Genomic DNA, 15,384 nt, shown 5'->3' with positions numbered 1-15,384 from the left:
TTCGCCGTAGGACGCGCGTGCGAGTCCGGTGTGGGTTTCCTCGGCGGTCATGGGATAAGCGGCAGAAGTGGCCAGTATGGTGGTGCGCGCCGCCGAGCCGCCCGAGCTAGTTGAGGTCGAACGGGCGGCGAAGCCAACTGGGAGAACCTGCCTTGAGTCGTGAAACTGACACTCCGTCCACCGGGCCCAACGGGCGCGGCGGAGCCGCGTACCCCTCCGGCACGCCGCCGTACGGGACCCCCATGGCTTCCGGCGACGGTACGGACGCGGGCCGTCCGGGCACGCGTCCGGCGGAGAAGAAGACCGAGACCACGCTGACGACCCGGATCCGGATCAACATCCCAGGGTCCCGGCCCATTCCGCCGGTCGTGGTGCGCAAGCCCGTCGCGGAGAGCGCCGCCGCCGGGGGCGAGGCGCCCGCCGCCGACACCCGGCCGGCGGCCGACCGCACGGCGGCTCCCGCCGCCGAGGCCCCGGCCGAATCCGGGGGCCAGGCGGAGGAGAAGACCAGCGACTGGTTCGCGCCACGCAAGTCGCCCGCCGCCAAGGGCGGTCCGGGCGGCGACGGCACGAACGGGGCCGGAATGTCCGGTGGTTCCGGTTCGGCCGGAAGTGCGTCGGGCACCCGTCCGAGTGGACCGGACGCACCGGGTACGGCCGGTACCACCGGCGCACGCTCCGGTGGCAGCCGGCCCGGTGGCGGTCGCCCCGGCGGCGTGGTCGGCTCCATGAGCGTGCCGGGCGCCCGCTCCGGCGCCACGAACGGCAAGGGCCTGCCCGGCGCCACCGGCGGCCCCATCGCCCCGGGACACGGCGGCGGCACCGGCTCCTTCGACGTGACCGAGGTCCTGAACGCGGGCTCGCTCGGCAACGGCTCCCGCTCCGGCGGCTCAGGCGGCTCAGGCGGCGAGCCGCGCCGCGACGACCTGCCGTACTTCGCGGAGAACGCCGACCGGGACGGCTTGGCCGGTTCCGGCGCGAGCGGCTCCGACGGCTACGACGGCGGCGCCGGTGCGGGCCGGAACGGTTTCCCGGGCACCGGCTCGAACGACCACGACGGCCGCGGCGCCGCGGCGGGCAGCGGCCCGGCCGGCGGAGCCGGCGGCCCCGGCGGTCCCAGCGGCTTCAACGGACCGCACGGCCACGGCGGCACCGGCGGCCCGCAGGGCCCGGCCGGCCCCACCAGCGGCCCGGTCACGGGCGACGGCCTCCTCGCCCCCTCGGGCGGCGAAGCGTTCGACGGCGGCCCGCTCGGCGGCGGTTACGACGCGCCCGGCGGCCAGGGCCCCAAGCCGCCGCGCAGCGCCCTCGCCGACCTCGCCGACCTCGAAGGCCCGGCACACCCCGGCGGCCCCGGTGCGCACAGCGCCGGCCCCGGCGGGCTCGGCCCGGGCGGCGGGCTCAGCGACGACACCGCGATCCTCACCCCGCAGAAGCCGGCCCCCGAACCGGGCACGCCCGGCTACCGTCCGGCCGACAACATCTCCGGGCACACCGTCACCAGCGGCATCCCGGTCGTCCCCGGCGCCGCCCAGTACGGCGGCCCCTCGTCCGCCGGCCCGGCCACGCCGGCCGCGTCCCAGTCCGCCGGCGCCCCCAAGGCGCAGGCCAAGCCGAAGAAGAAGGGCCGCAGCAAGCTGGTGCTGCTGGGCGTCGGCGTGGTCGTCGTCGCGGGCGGCGCCTACTGCGCCGGACTGCTGATGAACCGCACCGACGTGCCCAAGGGCACCACGGTCCTCGGCCTGGACATCGGCGGCGGCACCCGTGACGACGCCGTCAAGAAGCTCGACGACACCTTCGGCGGCCGGGTCAACAAGCCCCTCAAGCTCGACGTCGGCGGCAGGACGGTCAGCATCACCCCCGAGAACGCCGGGCTCCAGTTCGACTTCCAGGACACCGTGAGCAAGGCCGCGACCAGCGACTACAACCCGGTGCACGTCATCGGCTCGCTCTTCGGGCAGAAGCGGGTGATCGAGCCGTCGATGCCGGTGGACGAGGAGAAGCTCCAGGCCGCGCTGCAGCAGGCGGGCGGCGGCTCGGGCTCGGTCGTCGAGGGCGGCATCGACTTCAAGCCCGGCCGGGCGGTCGCCGTCTACGGCAAGCCGGGCAAGGCCATCGACGCGAGCCGGTCGGCCCAGGCGATCGAGCAGGCCTACCGCACCCTGGTCGAGACGAACACCGCGACCCCGGTCACCGTCCCCACCACCACCAGGCGGCCGACGGTGTCGAACGCCGAGGTCGACCGCGAGATGAAGGAGTTCGCGGAGCCGGCGATGTCGGCCAAGGTGACCGTGTCGGCGGGCGCCGGGCACGTGGTGCTGATGAGCCCGGAGAAATCGCTCTGGAAGTTCCTCAGGGTGGTGCCCACCGCGGACGGCAAGCTGGTCGACAAGCCCGACCTGAACGCCCTGAAGCAGCTCTACGGCGGGGCCTTCGACGGCGTGCTCATCACCCGCGGCAACAACAAGAAGACGGCGGTCACCCCGCAGGACGTCTACGTCGCCCTGCGCCAGGCCCTGATGAGCAAGACCAACCGGGTCGCGGTCATCCAGACCAACCCGAGCTGACGGGGACAGGCGGAAGAAGGGGTCGCCCCGCGACACCGGGCGCCCCCTTCGCCGTACCCTCACCCGGCCCGGTCACCCGGTCCGTATGACATCTGTCATCCGGCACTCAGGACCCCCGACACTGCCCCGCGCCCGGCCCCCGCCGCGACCATGGACGCCATGACGACAACTGCGGCACCGGCCACCACCACCCCGGTGGTCGGCTTCGACCAGGTGACCAAGACGTACGGGAGCGTCCGGGCCGTCGACGGGCTCTCGCTCCGGCTGTACCCGGGCGAGACCGTCGCCCTGCTCGGCCCGAACGGGGCCGGCAAGTCCACCACCCTCGACCTGCTCCTCGGTCTGAAGCACCCCGACAGCGGCACGGTGAGCCTGTTCGGCGGCGCACCCCGTGACGCGATCGTCGCCGGGCGGGTCGGCGCCATGCTGCAGAGCGGCGGGCTGATGGACGAGGTCACCGTCGAGGAGCTGGTGAAGCTGTCCTGCGCGCTGCACCCGAAGCCGTACAAGGCGGCCGACGTGATGGCCCGGGCGGGCATCGCGCAGATCGCCGACCGCAAGGTCAACAAGCTCTCCGGCGGCCAGTCCCAGCGCGTCCGGTTCGCGCTCGCCACCGCCGGCGACAGCGACCTGATCATCCTGGACGAGCCGACCACCGGCATGGACGTCGCCGCCCGCCAGGCCTTCTGGGCCACCATGCGCGAGCAGGCCGACCAGGGCCGTACCGTCCTGTTCGCCACCCACTACCTCGAAGAGGCCGACGCGATCGCGGACCGGGTCCTGGTGCTGCACCGCGGGCGGCTCCTCGCCGACGGCACCGCCGCCGAGATCAAGGCCAAGGCGGGCGCCCGGCGGGTCTCCTTCGACGTGGAGGGCGAGATCGACGAGGCCGCCCTGCGCGCCCTGCCCTTCCTGACGTCGATCGACGTGTCGGGCCAGACCGTCCGCATCCAGTCGTCCGACGCCGACGCCACCGTGCACGCCCTGTACGGCCTCGGCGTCTACCCCCGCAACCTCGAAGTCGCCGGGCTCGGTCTGGAGCAGGCCTTCGTCGCCATCACGGAGGCCGAGGAGGCCAAGCAGTCGTGAACGCCCTGATCAAGCTGGAACTGGCCCGCGCTTTCCGGAACAAGAAGTTCCTGTTCTTCTCGGTGCTCTACCCCTCGATCCTCTTCCTGATCTTCTCCAGCAGCTCCGGCTCCACCTCGAAGGTCGACGGCACCGGCCTGACCGTCGCCACCTACCTGATGGTCTCCATGGCCTCCTTCGGCGCGCTGACCGCCGTCCTGATGGGCAACAGCGAGCGCATCGCCAAGGAGCGCGAGAGCGGCTGGGTACGGCAGCTGCGGCTGACCTCGCTGCCGGGGCGCGGCTACGTCCTCGCCAAGACGGCCGGCGCCGCCGTGGTGAGCCTGCCGTCGATCGTCGTGGTGTTCCTGGCCGCCGCCGTGATCAAGCACGTCCACCTGGACACCTGGCAGTGGGCCGCCCTCACCGGGGTCATCTGGGCCGGCAGCCTCGTCTTCGCCGCGCTCGGCGTCGCCATCGGCTACCTCGCCTCCGGGGACGCGGTCCGCCCGATCACCATGATCGTCTACTTCGGCCTGTCGATCCTCGGCGGCCTGTGGATGCCCTCCACCACCTTCCCCAAGACGCTGCAGGACATCGCGAAATGGCTGCCCACGCACGCGTACGCTGCACTGGGGCGGTCGATCGAGCAGAGCCAGGCCCCGCACGCCACGGACGTCGCCGTCCTCGCCGTCTACTTCGTCCTCTTCGCGGGCGGCGCGGCCTGGCTGTACCGGAAGGACACGCTGAAGGCGTGAGCACGATGACGGAAGCCCAGCAGGCCCCCGAGCGGCGGCCGGAGCACCAGGTGCGGATCGGCCAGGGTCCGCGCAACCGGCGCGAGGTGGTGGTCAAGACCCTGTGGATCGGGGTCTGGCTGGTCTTCCTCAGCTCCCCGGTCAGGGACCTGGCCTCCGGCCGGCACACCACGGGCGCCACGGTCGCCGGCGCGCTCGGCCTCGCCGCCTTCGTCACCGCCTACCTCACGCTGGTCTTCCGGAACATCGGCCGGCGCTTCACCCCCCGTGTCGTCCTCTCCCTGCTCGCGGTACTTGCCGTCCTCGCCCCCCTGCTGACGTACGGCCTCGGGGAGGCGTGGCTCGGCCTGTTCATCTACCTGTCGGTCGCCTGCGGGGCCACCCTGCCGGTCCGGGCCGCGTTCTGGGCGATCCCGGCGGCGACCGTGATCATGTACCTGGTCGGAGTGCGCTGGGGCGTGAAGCCGGACGAGAGCCTGCTCCTCGTGCCGCTGATCGGGTTCGCGATGGTCGGCGTCGGCCAGCTCATCCGTACGACCGTCGAGCTGCAGAAGGCGCGGGCCACCGTCGCCCACCTCGCCGCGAACGAGGAGCGGCTGCGGCTCGCCCGGGACCTGCACGACCTGCTCGGCCACTCGCTGTCCCTGATCACGCTGAAGAGCGAGCTGGCCGGCCGGATGCTGCCCGGCCATCCCGACAAGGCGGCCCGGCAGGTCGCCGACATCGAGCAGGTCAGCCGGCAGGCGCTGGTCGACGTGCGGGAGGCCGTCACCGGCTACCGGCGTCCCCGGCTGGCCGCCGAACTCGCCGGCGCCCAGGTCGCCCTGACCGCCGCCGGCGTCGTCGCCGAGGTCCCCGCCGAGCCCGACCTCACCGGCGTCCCCGAGGAGTCCGAGTCGGCGCTCGCCTGGGCGCTGCGCGAGGCGGTCACCAACGTGGTCCGGCACAGCGGCGCCGAGAAGTGCCTCGTCCGGCTGACCCGGCGGCAGACCCTGGACGGCGCGATGCTCGAACTCTGCGTCGAGGACGACGGATCCGGCGGCGCCGGCGGCATCCCGGGCAACGGTCTGACCGGGCTGATGGAGCGGCTGGAGAAGGCCGGCGGCACCCTGGAGGCGGGCCGGATCAAGCGCGGTTTCCGGCTCGTCGCCCGAGTCCCGGCGGCCCCTGCGGGGACGTAGGATCCGGGGCATGACGAGCACGATCAAGGTCCTGCTGGCCGAGGACCAGTCGATGGTCCGCGAGGCCCTGGCCGCGCTGCTCGGCCTGGAGGACGACATCGAGGTCGTCGCCCAGGTCGCGCGCGGTGACCAGGTGCTCGCGGCCGTCGGGGAGCACGGCGTGGACGTGGCGCTGCTCGACATCGAGATGCCCGGCTGCACCGGCATCGAGGCGGCCGCCCGGGTGCACCGCGAGTTCCCGCGGGTCAAGCTGGTCGTCCTCACCACCTTCGGCCGCCCCGGCTATCTGCGCAGCGCCATGGAGGCGGGCGCCGACGCCTTCCTGGTCAAGGACGCCCCGGCCGCGCAGCTCGCCGAGGCGATCCGCAAGGTGCTGGCCGGCGAGCGGGTCATCGACCCGACGCTCGCCGCCGCCGCGCTCGCCGAGGGCGCCAATCCGCTCACCGAGCGCGAACGCGAGGTGCTCCGCGCGGCCGCCGACGGCTCCACCAACGCGGAGCTGGCCGAGACCCTGCATCTGTCCCAGGGCACGGTCCGCAACTACCTCTCCACGGCCATCCAGAAGCTGGCGGTGCGCAACCGGGCGGAGGCGGTGCGCACGGCACGGGAGAAGGGCTGGCTGTGACGGCTCAGTTGAGCATCGCCCGTGCGGTGTGCGCCTGCTGCCGTATCTTCTGCGCGGACGACTCGTCCACCACCTCGATCAGGTCGGCGTAGTACTCCAGCTCTTCCGCGCCCGAGGCGAACTCCCCGCGCTGTACCAGGAGCTGACCCCGTTCGTAGCGCAGCCGGGCCGGGTGGGCGGGCACCAGCAGCGCCAGTTCCACGGCCCACAGGGCGACGTCCGAGCGCTCGGGGCGGGCGGCGGCCCACGCCCGGATGTTGTTCAGGATCCGCTGGACGATCTCCAGCGGCGCCGCGGGCCGCAGCATCGAGGCGTCCAGCGGCGCCCCGGTGGCCCCCACCACCAGCATCTCCGCGTCGCTCCCGGTCAGCACCCGGCCCCCGTCGAACGGATCGGCCAGCACCTGCTCCTCCGGCGGCCCGAAGCCCACCACGAAGTGCCCCGGCAGCGCGACCCCGTACACCGGGGCGCCCGCCCGCCGCGCGACCTCCAGCCACACCACCGACAGCAGGATCGGCAGCCCGCGCCGCCGGCGCAGCACCTGGTGCAGCAGGGAGGACTCCAGGCGCTGGTAGTCGCCGGGCGTGCCGTGGAAGTCGTGGCGCGCGCCGAGCAGCCGCTGTACGGCCTCCGCCCAGGCGCCCGGTCCTCCCGGCCGGTACGGCAGCTCGCCCGCGAGCCGGTCCAGCTCCAGCTGCGCGGCGTCGATACCGGCCTCGTCCAGCGAGCGGTCCGCTCCGGCGCCGATCAGCAGGCACAGCGCCGCCAGGTCCGGCCGCTCGGACCGGGCCTCCTCGGCGAACCTCCGGCACAACTCGGCCGCCCGCTCCGGCGGAGGCGGATACGGCGGCGGCAGATACGGGGGACGCATGCCAGGCTCATGCCCTTTCGAGACGGTTTCTACGACCGTTCCGGCCCGGCAGACCGGGCGGACCGTACGCCGGTGGCCGGTGGCCGGTGGCCGGTGGCCGGGGGCCGGGGGCGCGGGGGCCGGGGGCGCGGGGTGCGGCGGCTCGTGCGGCCCGGGCGAGTATCCGGTCGCATCGCCCCGCACGCCCGGCCCTTGCGTTCGGTGGAGACGGCCGGTGCGCCGGGGCCGGCGGACGCGCCCGCGCCTCGGCCGGCGTGCCCGGCGTGGCCGGCCGGCGGGTCCCGGTGCCCGGCCGGCCGTGCTGCCCGGCCCGGGTTCTCGTCGGCCTCGCACGCCGGATACCGGTGGTGGCCGGGCGGTGCGACGGCGCGGGGTCCGCCGGCCGGCGCGTTGTCCTCGGCGGCACGAGCGGTCGGCCGCTGCTCGTCGCGCACCGCAAGGCGGGCCTGTGGCTGCCGGGCCTGCGGACACGTCGAACCGGGTGAAGATCCTTGGCCCGCGGTGGTCCGCGAATGCCGTGCCCCCGTGTGCGTCCGGTGCCCCGGCCCGGCCCTGCGGGCCGTGACCGCCGTGCCGTCGCCCGGCGTCCCGGGGTGCGCGGCGCCGAGACGCCGTCGAGGACGCCGGCCGGTCCTCGCCGTCCGGTCCGCCGGATCCATGCCGGCGCAGGGCCCGGCACCCGGACGGGCCATCCCGCTCCCCGCCGTCCCGCCGGCTTTCACCGGACGTCGTCCGAGGGCTCGGCCGGCTCCCGGTCCTCGGTCTGCGCGTCCGCCGGGGCGGGCCCGTCGGGCTCGGCCGGGGCCCGGTAGTAGTGGTACGCGTGGTGCGGGGTGAAGCCGAGTGCGGCGTACAGGGCGCGGGCGCCCTCGTTGTCCGTCTCCACCTGGAGCCAGGCCGCCGAGGCGCCCTCGTCCAGGGCCCGGCGGGCCAGCGCGGCCATCACCTCCGTGGCGAGGCCCTCGCGGCGCCGGCCGGGGTCCACCTCGACCGCCGCGAAACCGGCCCAGCGCCCGTCCACGACACACCGCCCGATCGCCGCCGGCGGCTCGCCCCCGGCGCCCGGCACCGTCGCGAACCACACCGACGGACCCGCGCCGAGCACCCTGAGGGCCACCTCGCCGACCCCCTTGCGCCGGTACCGGGCGAGCCACGCCTCGTCCGCCTCCCGGGACAGCACCACACCGGCGCCCTCGGCCCGGTCCGCGACCGGCGCGAGCCCACCGGTCCACAGCTCGGCGGTCACCTCCCGCACCCAGCCGCGCCGCTCCAGCTCCGCGCACAGCAGTTCCTGCGTGCCTTCGGCGCCGGTGGCCGTCTGGACGTAGGCGGGCAGGCCGCGCTCGCCGTACCAGCGTCGTACGGCCGCGAGGGCCTCGTCGAGGGGGAGGCCCGGGTCGCCCAGCGGCAGCACGCTGTTGGCGCGCCGCGTGAACCCGCCGGCCGCCCGCAGCACCCACTCGCCCAGCTGCTGCGTCCGAAGCGGCTGCCAGCCGCGCGAGGCGACCCGCGCCAGCTCCTCGTACGACGCGGCGGGCCCGCGGCGGCGCGCGGGAGCCGCCGGCACCACCTTGCCCGCGACCAGGGCGGACTCGGCGATCCGGACACTCCGCCCGTCGCGCCGTGTGATCATGAGCACGCCTTCATCCCATGATGTGAGAACTCCGACCGTGTCGGTGAACTTCTCTTGTGCCGCACCAGGTTCGCTCAAGCGCCGTACCGAGACACGTTTCCCCACGTCAGCAGGGGTGATTCGGACTTCAAGGCGTCCTGTCGCCGAGATTTCCACTGGTCAGTTCACCCCTCCTGTTCGGATCATGCTCCGGAACGGAGATACTAGGGGCGGGCATCGACGACGCCGCGCTCCCGCGCGCCAGGCGGCGGAGCCTGAGGAGGCCCGCCAGCGCCCTATCGAGGAGGAACGACAGCGTGACCTACGTCATCGCGCAGCCTTGTGTCGACGTCAAGGACAAGGCGTGCATCGAGGAGTGCCCGGTCGACTGCATCTACGAGGGCCAGCGGTCCTTGTACATCCACCCGGACGAATGCGTCGACTGTGGTGCCTGTGAGCCGGTCTGCCCGGTCGAGGCGATCTTCTACGAGGACGACGTCCCGGAGGAGTGGAAGGACTACTACAAGGCGAACGTCGAGTTCTTCGACGAGCTCGGCTCGCCCGGCGGTGCCAGCAAGCTGGGGCTGATCGAGCGCGACCACCCCTTCGTCGCCGCGCTGCCGCCGCAGGGCGAGTGACCGTCTGAGCGCCAAGCGGCCGCCCGCCACGCAGCGACGCGCCGCCTCGGTCCCGTACGGCCCGATCACCCCGATCAGCGCCGCACGGGACCGAGGCGTTTGCCGCACCGTACGAAAGTGAGCCTGATTCCCGTGTCCGCAGTCTCCGACCGGCTCCCCACCTTCCCCTGGGACAAGCTGGAGCCGTACAAGAAGACGGCCGCCGCGCACCCCGACGGGATCGTCGACCTCTCCGTGGGCACCCCGGTCGACCCGGTGCCCGAACTGATCCAGAAGGCCCTGATCGACGCGGCCGACTCCCCGGGCTACCCGACCGTCTGGGGCACCCCCGCACTGCGCGACGCGATCACCGGCTGGCTGGAGCGCCGCCTGGGCGCCCGTGACCTCACCCACCGCCATGTCCTGCCGGTCGTCGGCTCCAAGGAACTGGTCGCCTGGCTGCCCACCCAGCTGGGCCTCGGCCCCGGCGACAAGGTGGCCTACCCGCGCCTCGCCTACCCCACCTACGAGGTCGGCGCCCGCCTCGCCCGCGCCGGCTACGAGGTGTACGACGACCCGCGCGACCTCGACCCCACGGGCCTGAAGCTGCTGTGGCTGAACTCCCCGTCCAACCCGACGGGCAGGGTCATCCCCCAGCAGGAGCTGACGGACATCGTCGCCTGGGCCCGCGCCCACGGCGTCCTGCTGTTCTCCGACGAGTGCTACCTGGAACTGGGCTGGGAGGCCGACCCGGTCTCCGTCCTGCACCCGGACGTCAACGGCGGCTCCTACGACGGCATCGTCGCCGTCCACTCCCTGTCCAAGCGCTCCAACCTGGCGGGCTACCGCGCCGCCTTCATCGCCGGCGACCCGGCCGTGCTGGGGCCGCTGCTGGAGATCCGCAAGCACGGCGGCATGATGACCAGCGCACCGACGCAGGCGGCCGTGGTGGCGGCGCTCGGCGACGACGCCCACGTCCACGAGCAGCGCGAGCGCTACGCCGCCCGCCGCGAGGCCCTGCGCGCCGCCCTGCTCGGCCACGGCTTCCGGATCGAGCACAGCGAGGCCAGCCTCTACCTGTGGGCCACCCGCGACGAGTCCTGCTGGCAGACGGTCGCCCACCTGGCCGACCTCGGCATCCTCGTGGCCCCGGGCGACTTCTACGGCACGGCGGGCGAGAACTTCGTCCGCGTGGCCCTGACGGCGACGGACGAACGCATCCAGGCGGCGGTGTCCCGCCTGGCGGCATAACAACCGCCGCGCCTGCCATCGCCGCGCCTGCCACCGCCGTGGCTGCGCGGCGGGGCGATGCGGAAAACCGAAGGCGACGGGGTCCAGGGGAACACCCTGGACCCCGTCGCCGTCGTGCTCAGCGGCAGCGGACCGTCAGCCGCCCAGCGGCAGCCCCTTGACCGGCAGCTTCGGCAGGCCGCCCTTGGTCACGTGGCCCGTGGCGCCCCCGACGACGTCCCCCGCCGCCCCGGCGGTGTCGCCCGCGGCCTTCTGCGCCACCGGCGCCGCCTTCTTCACGGCGCCGCCGGCGCTCTTGGCCGCGGCCGGCACCGTCTGCTCGACCGCCTTGCCGCCCGTGTGGCCCGCGAGAGAGGTGACGTGCTGCGCGGCACCGTCGACGGTGCTGCCCGCGTGCGCGGTGTCCAGGGCGTTCAGGCCACCGAGGTTCGGGACCGCCGCCGGCAGGTTCGTGGCCGCACCGGCGGAGCCGGCCGCACCGACCCCGGCTGCCGCTCCCGCTGCGACGAGCAGCGCGGCACGGGCGATCCGGCGGGTCAGAGGGAGGGACATGATGCTCCATTCGACGGGAGTGAACGGTGTCTGTGTCCGGGCCCGGGACCGGGCTCGGACGCCGTGACTACCGCTCGAAGCCCGCGAAGGTTGCGGACGCCCCGGGTAAAGAATGGATAACGCATCGCATTATCGGGTGTGGATAAAAGCGGGCAAAGAACGTTCGCGGGGAATTCCGCAGAATCCTTACGGCCCTTGATTCCAAGGGGTTCTTGGCGCCGCCCGCCATGCCACCCGTACGGCGGTCGACAGCGGCGCCGCAGAACCCTCAGGGGTGAGCGTCCGCACTACTGTCCGGTCACGATCCGGACGACGTCCGCGGACCGCGCCGCACCGCCGGCCCCCTCGGCGGCCACCGGCTTCCACGAACCCCCGCCGCTCTCCGCGGTCCACTCCCGGCCCTCGTACGACACCCGCCGGATGTGCAGCGCCGAGGAGTTGGCCACCGCCCACTGCGCCAGCTGCCAGCCCCGCTGGCGCCGGCCGCGCCCGGTCGCGTCCGCCTCGGCGCCCTGCGGCACCGGCACGGTCACGGTCCGGCCCTGGGCCGTCGCGGTCACGCTCGGCGACGGAGACGGCGACGGCACCGGCGTGCCGCCCACCTGCGCCCCGGTCTCCTGCAGCGCGTCCCGCCCGAAGTCCCGTACCAGCGCGGCCCGTACCGCGTCCGGGCCCGTCGCCGAGGCCGTGGCGGCCGGGCGCCCGTCGCAGGTCAGCGTGGCCGCCGCACGCCCGGTCAGCGCCGCCGCGAGCAGCGCGGCGTCCGGCTCGTGCTTGGCGTACGCCTCCGGGTAGCCGCTGCGCTGCACCTCCTGGGCGGCCCTGGTCAGCGGCAGGTCGGTGTAGTGGGGCACCTTGGCCAGGTGCGCGTAGAAGATGCCCGCCGCGTACGTGGGGTCCATGATCTGCCGCTGGGTGCCCCAGCCCTGCGAGGGCCGCTGCTGGAACAGGCCGAGCGAGTCGCGGTCGCCGTGCGCTATGTTGCGCAGCCCCGACTCCTGCAGCGCGGTGGCCAGCGCGATCGTCACGGCCCGCTCGGGCATGTTGCGCCCGGTGCCGACGGCCGCGATCGTCGCCGCGTTCTCCGCCTGCTCCGGCGTGAACTCGTACGACTTCTCGTCACCGTCGGCCGAGACCACCTTGCAGCCGCGCGCTCCGCCGCCTCCGGTGACGTACTGCACCACGAGGTACGCGGCGACTCCGCACAGGACCAACAGGGCCGCGGCGTAACGCAGGAGGCGGCCGCGGCGTTCGGGACGGGTGGGGGACGGCTCTGACACGCGTATCAAGGTACTGGAGCTCCGACGGACCCTCACCGCGGGTTGTCGGACAGCGCTTGCCACCGGCCACCGCGACCGGCGCGCTAGGGTCGAGGCCATGGCCGACACCTCGCTTGACCTCACGCTCGACGCCGCCGCGCTCACCGCCCAACTGGTGGACTTCCCTTCCGAGAGCGGCACCGAGAAGCCGCTCGCGGACGCGATCGAGCACGCGCTGCGCGCCCTGCCCCACCTGACGGTCGACCGCTACGGCAACAACGTGGTCGCCCGCACGGACCTGGGCCGCGCCGAGCGGGTGATCCTGGCCGGCCACATCGACACCGTCCCGATCGCGGACAACGTGCCCTCGCGCCTGGACGACGACGGCGTGCTGTGGGGCTGCGGCACCTGCGACATGAAGTCGGGCGTCGCGGTGCAGCTGCGCATCGCGGCGACGGTCCCCGCCCCCAACCGGGACATCACCTTCATCTTCTACGACAACGAGGAGGTCGCCGCCGACCTGAACGGCCTCAGGCACGTGGCCCTGGCCCACCCCGAGTGGCTCCAGGGCGACTTCGCGGTCCTGCTGGAGCCCTCCGACGGCGAGGTGGAGGGCGGCTGCCAGGGCACGCTGCGGGTGCTGCTGAAGACGAAGGGCGAGCGCGCCCACTCCGCGCGCGGCTGGATGGGCTCCAACGCCATCCACGCCGCCGCTCCCGTCCTGGCCCGCCTGGCCGCGTACGAGCCGCGCCACCCGGTGATCGACGGCCTGGAGTACCGCGAGGGCCTGAACGCGGTCGGCGTCTCCGGCGGCGTGGCGGGCAACGTCATCCCCGACGAGTGCGTGGTGACCGTCAACTTCCGCTACGCCCCCGACCGCACCGAGGAGGAGGCCGTCGCGCACGTCCGCGAGGTGTTCGCGGACTGCGGCGTGGCGGAGTTCGTGGTCGACGACCACAGCGGCGGCGCCCTGCCCGGCCTGTCCCACCCGGCCGCCGCGGCCTTCATCGAGGCGGTGGGCGGCACCCCGCGGCCCAAGTACGGCTGGACGGACGTCTCCCGCTTCTCCGCGCTCGGCGTCCCGGCGGTCAACTACGGCCCCGGCAACCCCCATCTGGCCCACAAGCGGGACGAGCGGGTGGAGACGGCGAAGATCCTCGCGGGCGAGGAGCGCCTGCGGAACTGGCTCACCGCGTGAAGGCGCCGCACGGCGCATCGTGTGCCGGACATGCGCAGGTCCCCCCTGCGTAACCGGCGTGGATCTACGCTGAGGTGGAACCACCCGCAACGGAGGGAGCGCACATGCCTACCGGCAACCCCGAGGGGAAGAAGATTCCGCCGGACGAGCAGCGGCTCGGACCGGTCCTCCGACGGCGTGGACAGGTGACCCCCAGCACGACCGACCAGCGCCTGCTGGACGAGCGCGCCCCCACGGACTGGGTCCACACCGACCCCTGGCGGGTGCTGCGCATCCAGTCGGAGTTCATCGAGGGCTTCGGCACCCTGGCCGAACTCCCGCCCGCCATCAGCGTGTTCGGCTCGGCGCGTACGCCGGTGGACTCGGCGGAGTACGACGCGGGGGTGCGGCTCGGCCGGGGCCTGGTGGAGGCGGGCTGGGCCGTGATCACCGGCGGCGGCCCCGGGGCCATGGAGGCGGCCAACAAGGGCGCGTGCGAGGCGGGCGGCGTCTCGGTGGGCCTGGGCATCGAGCTGCCCTTCGAGCAGGGCCTGAACCCGTACGTCGACATCGGCCTGAACTTCCGGTACTTCTTCGTCCGCAAGATGATGTTCGTGAAGTACGCGCAGGGTTTCGTGGTCCTGCCCGGCGGCCTCGGCACCCTCGACGAGCTCTTCGAGGCCCTGACCCTGGTCCAGACCCAGAAGGTCACCCGCTTCCCGATCGTCCTCTTCGGCAGCGAGTACTGGGGCGGCCTGGTGGACTGGCTGAAGAACACGCTGGTGGCCCAGGGCAAGGCGGCGGAGAAGGACCTGCTGCTCTTCCATCTGACGGACGACGTGGCGGAAGCGGTGGCCCTGGTGTCGAAGGAGGCGGGCCGCTAGCGCGGGGCGCGGGGCGCCGGGGGGCTCGCTCCCTGGCGCCTAGGCGAGACCACGCCGAGCGACCGCGGGGGGCCGGTGCCCGGCGATCGACGCCACCATGTCCAGCACCTGCCGGGTCTCGGCCACCTCGTGCACCCGGTACACCTGCGCCCCGAGCCACGCCGACACCGCCGTGGTCGCCAGCGTGCCGATCAGCCGTTCCTTCACCGGCCGGTCCAGCGTCTCGCCGACGAAGTCCTTGTTGGACAGCGACACCAGCACCGGCCACCCCGTGGCGGCCATCTCGTCCAGCCGGCGCGTCGCCTCCAGACTGTGCCGGGTGTTCTTCCCGAAGTCGTGCCCGGGGTCGATCAGCACCGACTCCCGCGGCACCCCGAGCGCCACCGCCCGCTCGGCCAGACCCAGGGTGACGTCGAGGATGTCGGCCATCACGTCGTCGTACGTCACCCGGTGCGGGCGCGTACGCGGCTGCACGCCCCCCGCGTGCGTGCACACCAGCCCGACCCGGTACCGCGCGGCCACCTCCGCGAGCCCGGGGTCGACGCCGCCCCACGCGTCGTTCAGCAGATCGGCGCCCGCCTCGCACACCGCCTCGCCGACCTCGGCCCGCCAGGTGTCCACGCTGATGACCACGTCCGGGAAGCGGCGCCGCACCTCCGCCACGAAGCCGACCGTGCGCCGCGCCTCCTCCTCGGCGGTGACCTCCTCGCCGGGCCCGGCCTTCACCCCGCCGATGTCGACGATCGCGGCGCCCTCGGCCACGGCCTGCTCCACGCGCGCGAGGGCCGGCTCGTCCCGGAACGTGGCCCCCTGGTCGTAGAAGGAGTCCGGAGTCCGGTTCACGATCGCCATGATCACCGGCTCGTGGGGCCCGAATTCCCGCCTGCCCAGCCTGAGCATCCGCTGTGACCTCTCCTAGTACGTCCCGCTGTACGGCCGCCTGTGACCCTAACTGTCAGACT

Annotated in this window: 14 protein-coding genes; 9 read left to right on the top strand and 5 right to left on the bottom strand. The window is 73.8% G+C overall.

Translation table 11 applies throughout. The features are described from left to right. Positions 1 to 152: 152 nt before the first annotated feature. From OG956_RS12170 to OG956_RS12150, 5 genes are all read left to right on the top strand, one after another. Positions 153 to 2,567, top strand: a complete 2,415-nt coding sequence (locus tag OG956_RS12170) for a hypothetical protein (protein WP_330337981.1) — start codon at positions 153 to 155, stop codon at positions 2,565 to 2,567. Between the two features lie 159 nt (positions 2,568 to 2,726). Next, entirely contained in the window at positions 2,727 to 3,656 is a 930-nt protein-coding gene (locus tag OG956_RS12165; RefSeq protein ID WP_330337980.1) for an ABC transporter ATP-binding protein, read from the top strand. Continuing rightward, positions 3,653 to 4,393, top strand: coding sequence for an ABC transporter permease (locus OG956_RS12160; RefSeq protein ID WP_330337979.1), 741 nt, complete (start codon positions 3,653 to 3,655; stop codon positions 4,391 to 4,393). The genes OG956_RS12165 and OG956_RS12160 overlap by 4 nt, the downstream gene beginning before the upstream one ends. After that, on the top strand, positions 4,390 to 5,574 hold the full coding sequence (locus OG956_RS12155) for a sensor histidine kinase (protein ID WP_443065552.1): 1,185 nt from the start codon (positions 4,390 to 4,392) through the stop codon (positions 5,572 to 5,574). The genes OG956_RS12160 and OG956_RS12155 overlap by 4 nt, the downstream gene beginning before the upstream one ends. Before the next feature lie 10 nt (positions 5,575 to 5,584). Next, on the top strand, positions 5,585 to 6,199 hold the full coding sequence (locus tag OG956_RS12150) for a response regulator transcription factor (protein ID WP_330337978.1): 615 nt from the start codon (positions 5,585 to 5,587) through the stop codon (positions 6,197 to 6,199). 4 nt (positions 6,200 to 6,203) lie between these two features. Here the strand turns inward: OG956_RS12150 and OG956_RS12145 are convergent, their stop codons facing one another. Both OG956_RS12145 and OG956_RS12140 read right to left on the bottom strand, forming a co-directional pair. Further along, the gene (locus OG956_RS12145; protein ID WP_330337977.1) at positions 6,204 to 7,070 is read right to left on the bottom strand and encodes a transglutaminase-like domain-containing protein; all 867 of its coding nucleotides are present in this window, start codon (positions 7,068 to 7,070) and stop codon (positions 6,204 to 6,206) included. A gap of 718 nt (positions 7,071 to 7,788) precedes the next feature. Beyond that, the gene (locus OG956_RS12140) at positions 7,789 to 8,859 is read right to left on the bottom strand and encodes a GNAT family N-acetyltransferase (RefSeq protein ID WP_330337976.1); all 1,071 of its coding nucleotides are present in this window, start codon (positions 8,857 to 8,859) and stop codon (positions 7,789 to 7,791) included. Between the two features lie 140 nt (positions 8,860 to 8,999). Here OG956_RS12140 and fdxA point away from each other — a divergent pair, with 140 nt between their 5' ends. Both fdxA and OG956_RS12130 read left to right on the top strand, forming a co-directional pair. After that, the gene (gene fdxA, locus OG956_RS12135) at positions 9,000 to 9,320 is read left to right on the top strand and encodes a ferredoxin (RefSeq protein WP_014674796.1); all 321 of its coding nucleotides are present in this window, start codon (positions 9,000 to 9,002) and stop codon (positions 9,318 to 9,320) included. Positions 9,321 to 9,452: 132 nt separating this feature from the next. Next, positions 9,453 to 10,550, top strand: coding sequence for a bifunctional succinyldiaminopimelate transaminase/glutamate-prephenate aminotransferase (locus OG956_RS12130; RefSeq protein WP_330337975.1), 1,098 nt, complete (start codon positions 9,453 to 9,455; stop codon positions 10,548 to 10,550). A gap of 135 nt (positions 10,551 to 10,685) precedes the next feature. Here the strand turns inward: OG956_RS12130 and OG956_RS12125 are convergent, their stop codons facing one another. Next, positions 10,686 to 11,102, bottom strand: coding sequence for an ATP-binding protein (locus OG956_RS12125; protein ID WP_330337974.1), 417 nt, complete (start codon positions 11,100 to 11,102; stop codon positions 10,686 to 10,688). Between the two features lie 287 nt (positions 11,103 to 11,389). After that, on the bottom strand, positions 11,390 to 12,382 hold the full coding sequence (locus OG956_RS12120; protein WP_330337973.1) for a heavy metal transporter: 993 nt from the start codon (positions 12,380 to 12,382) through the stop codon (positions 11,390 to 11,392). Positions 12,383 to 12,479: 97 nt separating this feature from the next. On the opposite strand from OG956_RS12120, the gene dapE reads away from it, so the two are divergent. Continuing rightward, on the top strand, positions 12,480 to 13,559 hold the full coding sequence (gene dapE, locus OG956_RS12115; protein WP_330337972.1) for a succinyl-diaminopimelate desuccinylase: 1,080 nt from the start codon (positions 12,480 to 12,482) through the stop codon (positions 13,557 to 13,559). A gap of 104 nt (positions 13,560 to 13,663) precedes the next feature. Beyond that, entirely contained in the window at positions 13,664 to 14,422 is a 759-nt protein-coding gene (locus tag OG956_RS12110) for a TIGR00730 family Rossman fold protein (RefSeq protein ID WP_330337971.1), read from the top strand. A gap of 39 nt (positions 14,423 to 14,461) precedes the next feature. On the opposite strand, the gene folP is transcribed toward OG956_RS12110, so the two are convergent. Continuing rightward, the gene (gene folP / locus OG956_RS12105) at positions 14,462 to 15,322 is read right to left on the bottom strand and encodes a dihydropteroate synthase (protein ID WP_330337970.1); all 861 of its coding nucleotides are present in this window, start codon (positions 15,320 to 15,322) and stop codon (positions 14,462 to 14,464) included. Positions 15,323 to 15,384: the final 62 nt, after the last annotated feature.

It is taken from the genome of Streptomyces sp. NBC_00557 (assembly GCF_036345995.1).
Classification (GTDB): Bacteria; Actinomycetota; Actinomycetes; order Streptomycetales; family Streptomycetaceae; genus Streptomyces.
This window is presented reverse-complemented; position numbering and strand designations above follow the sequence as displayed.

What these genes read in the sequence shown, in the direction of transcription:
- OG956_RS12165 (WP_330337980.1), top strand. Translation starts at nt 2,727, where the DNA reads ATGACGACAACTGCGGCACCGGCCACCACCACCCCGGTGGTCGGCTTC.
- OG956_RS12150 (WP_330337978.1), top strand. Translation starts at nt 5,585, where the DNA reads ATGACGAGCACGATCAAGGTCCTGCTGGCCGAGGACCAGTCGATGGTC.
- OG956_RS12145 (WP_330337977.1), bottom strand. Translation starts at nt 7,070, where the DNA reads ATGCGTCCCCCGTATCTGCCGCCGCCGTATCCGCCTCCGCCGGAGCGG.
- OG956_RS12125 (WP_330337974.1), bottom strand. Translation starts at nt 11,102, where the DNA reads ATGTCCCTCCCTCTGACCCGCCGGATCGCCCGTGCCGCGCTGCTCGTC.
- dapE (WP_330337972.1), top strand. Translation starts at nt 12,480, where the DNA reads ATGGCCGACACCTCGCTTGACCTCACGCTCGACGCCGCCGCGCTCACC.
- OG956_RS12110 (WP_330337971.1), top strand. Translation starts at nt 13,664, where the DNA reads ATGCCTACCGGCAACCCCGAGGGGAAGAAGATTCCGCCGGACGAGCAG.
- folP (WP_330337970.1), bottom strand. Translation starts at nt 15,322, where the DNA reads ATGCTCAGGCTGGGCAGGCGGGAATTCGGGCCCCACGAGCCGGTGATC.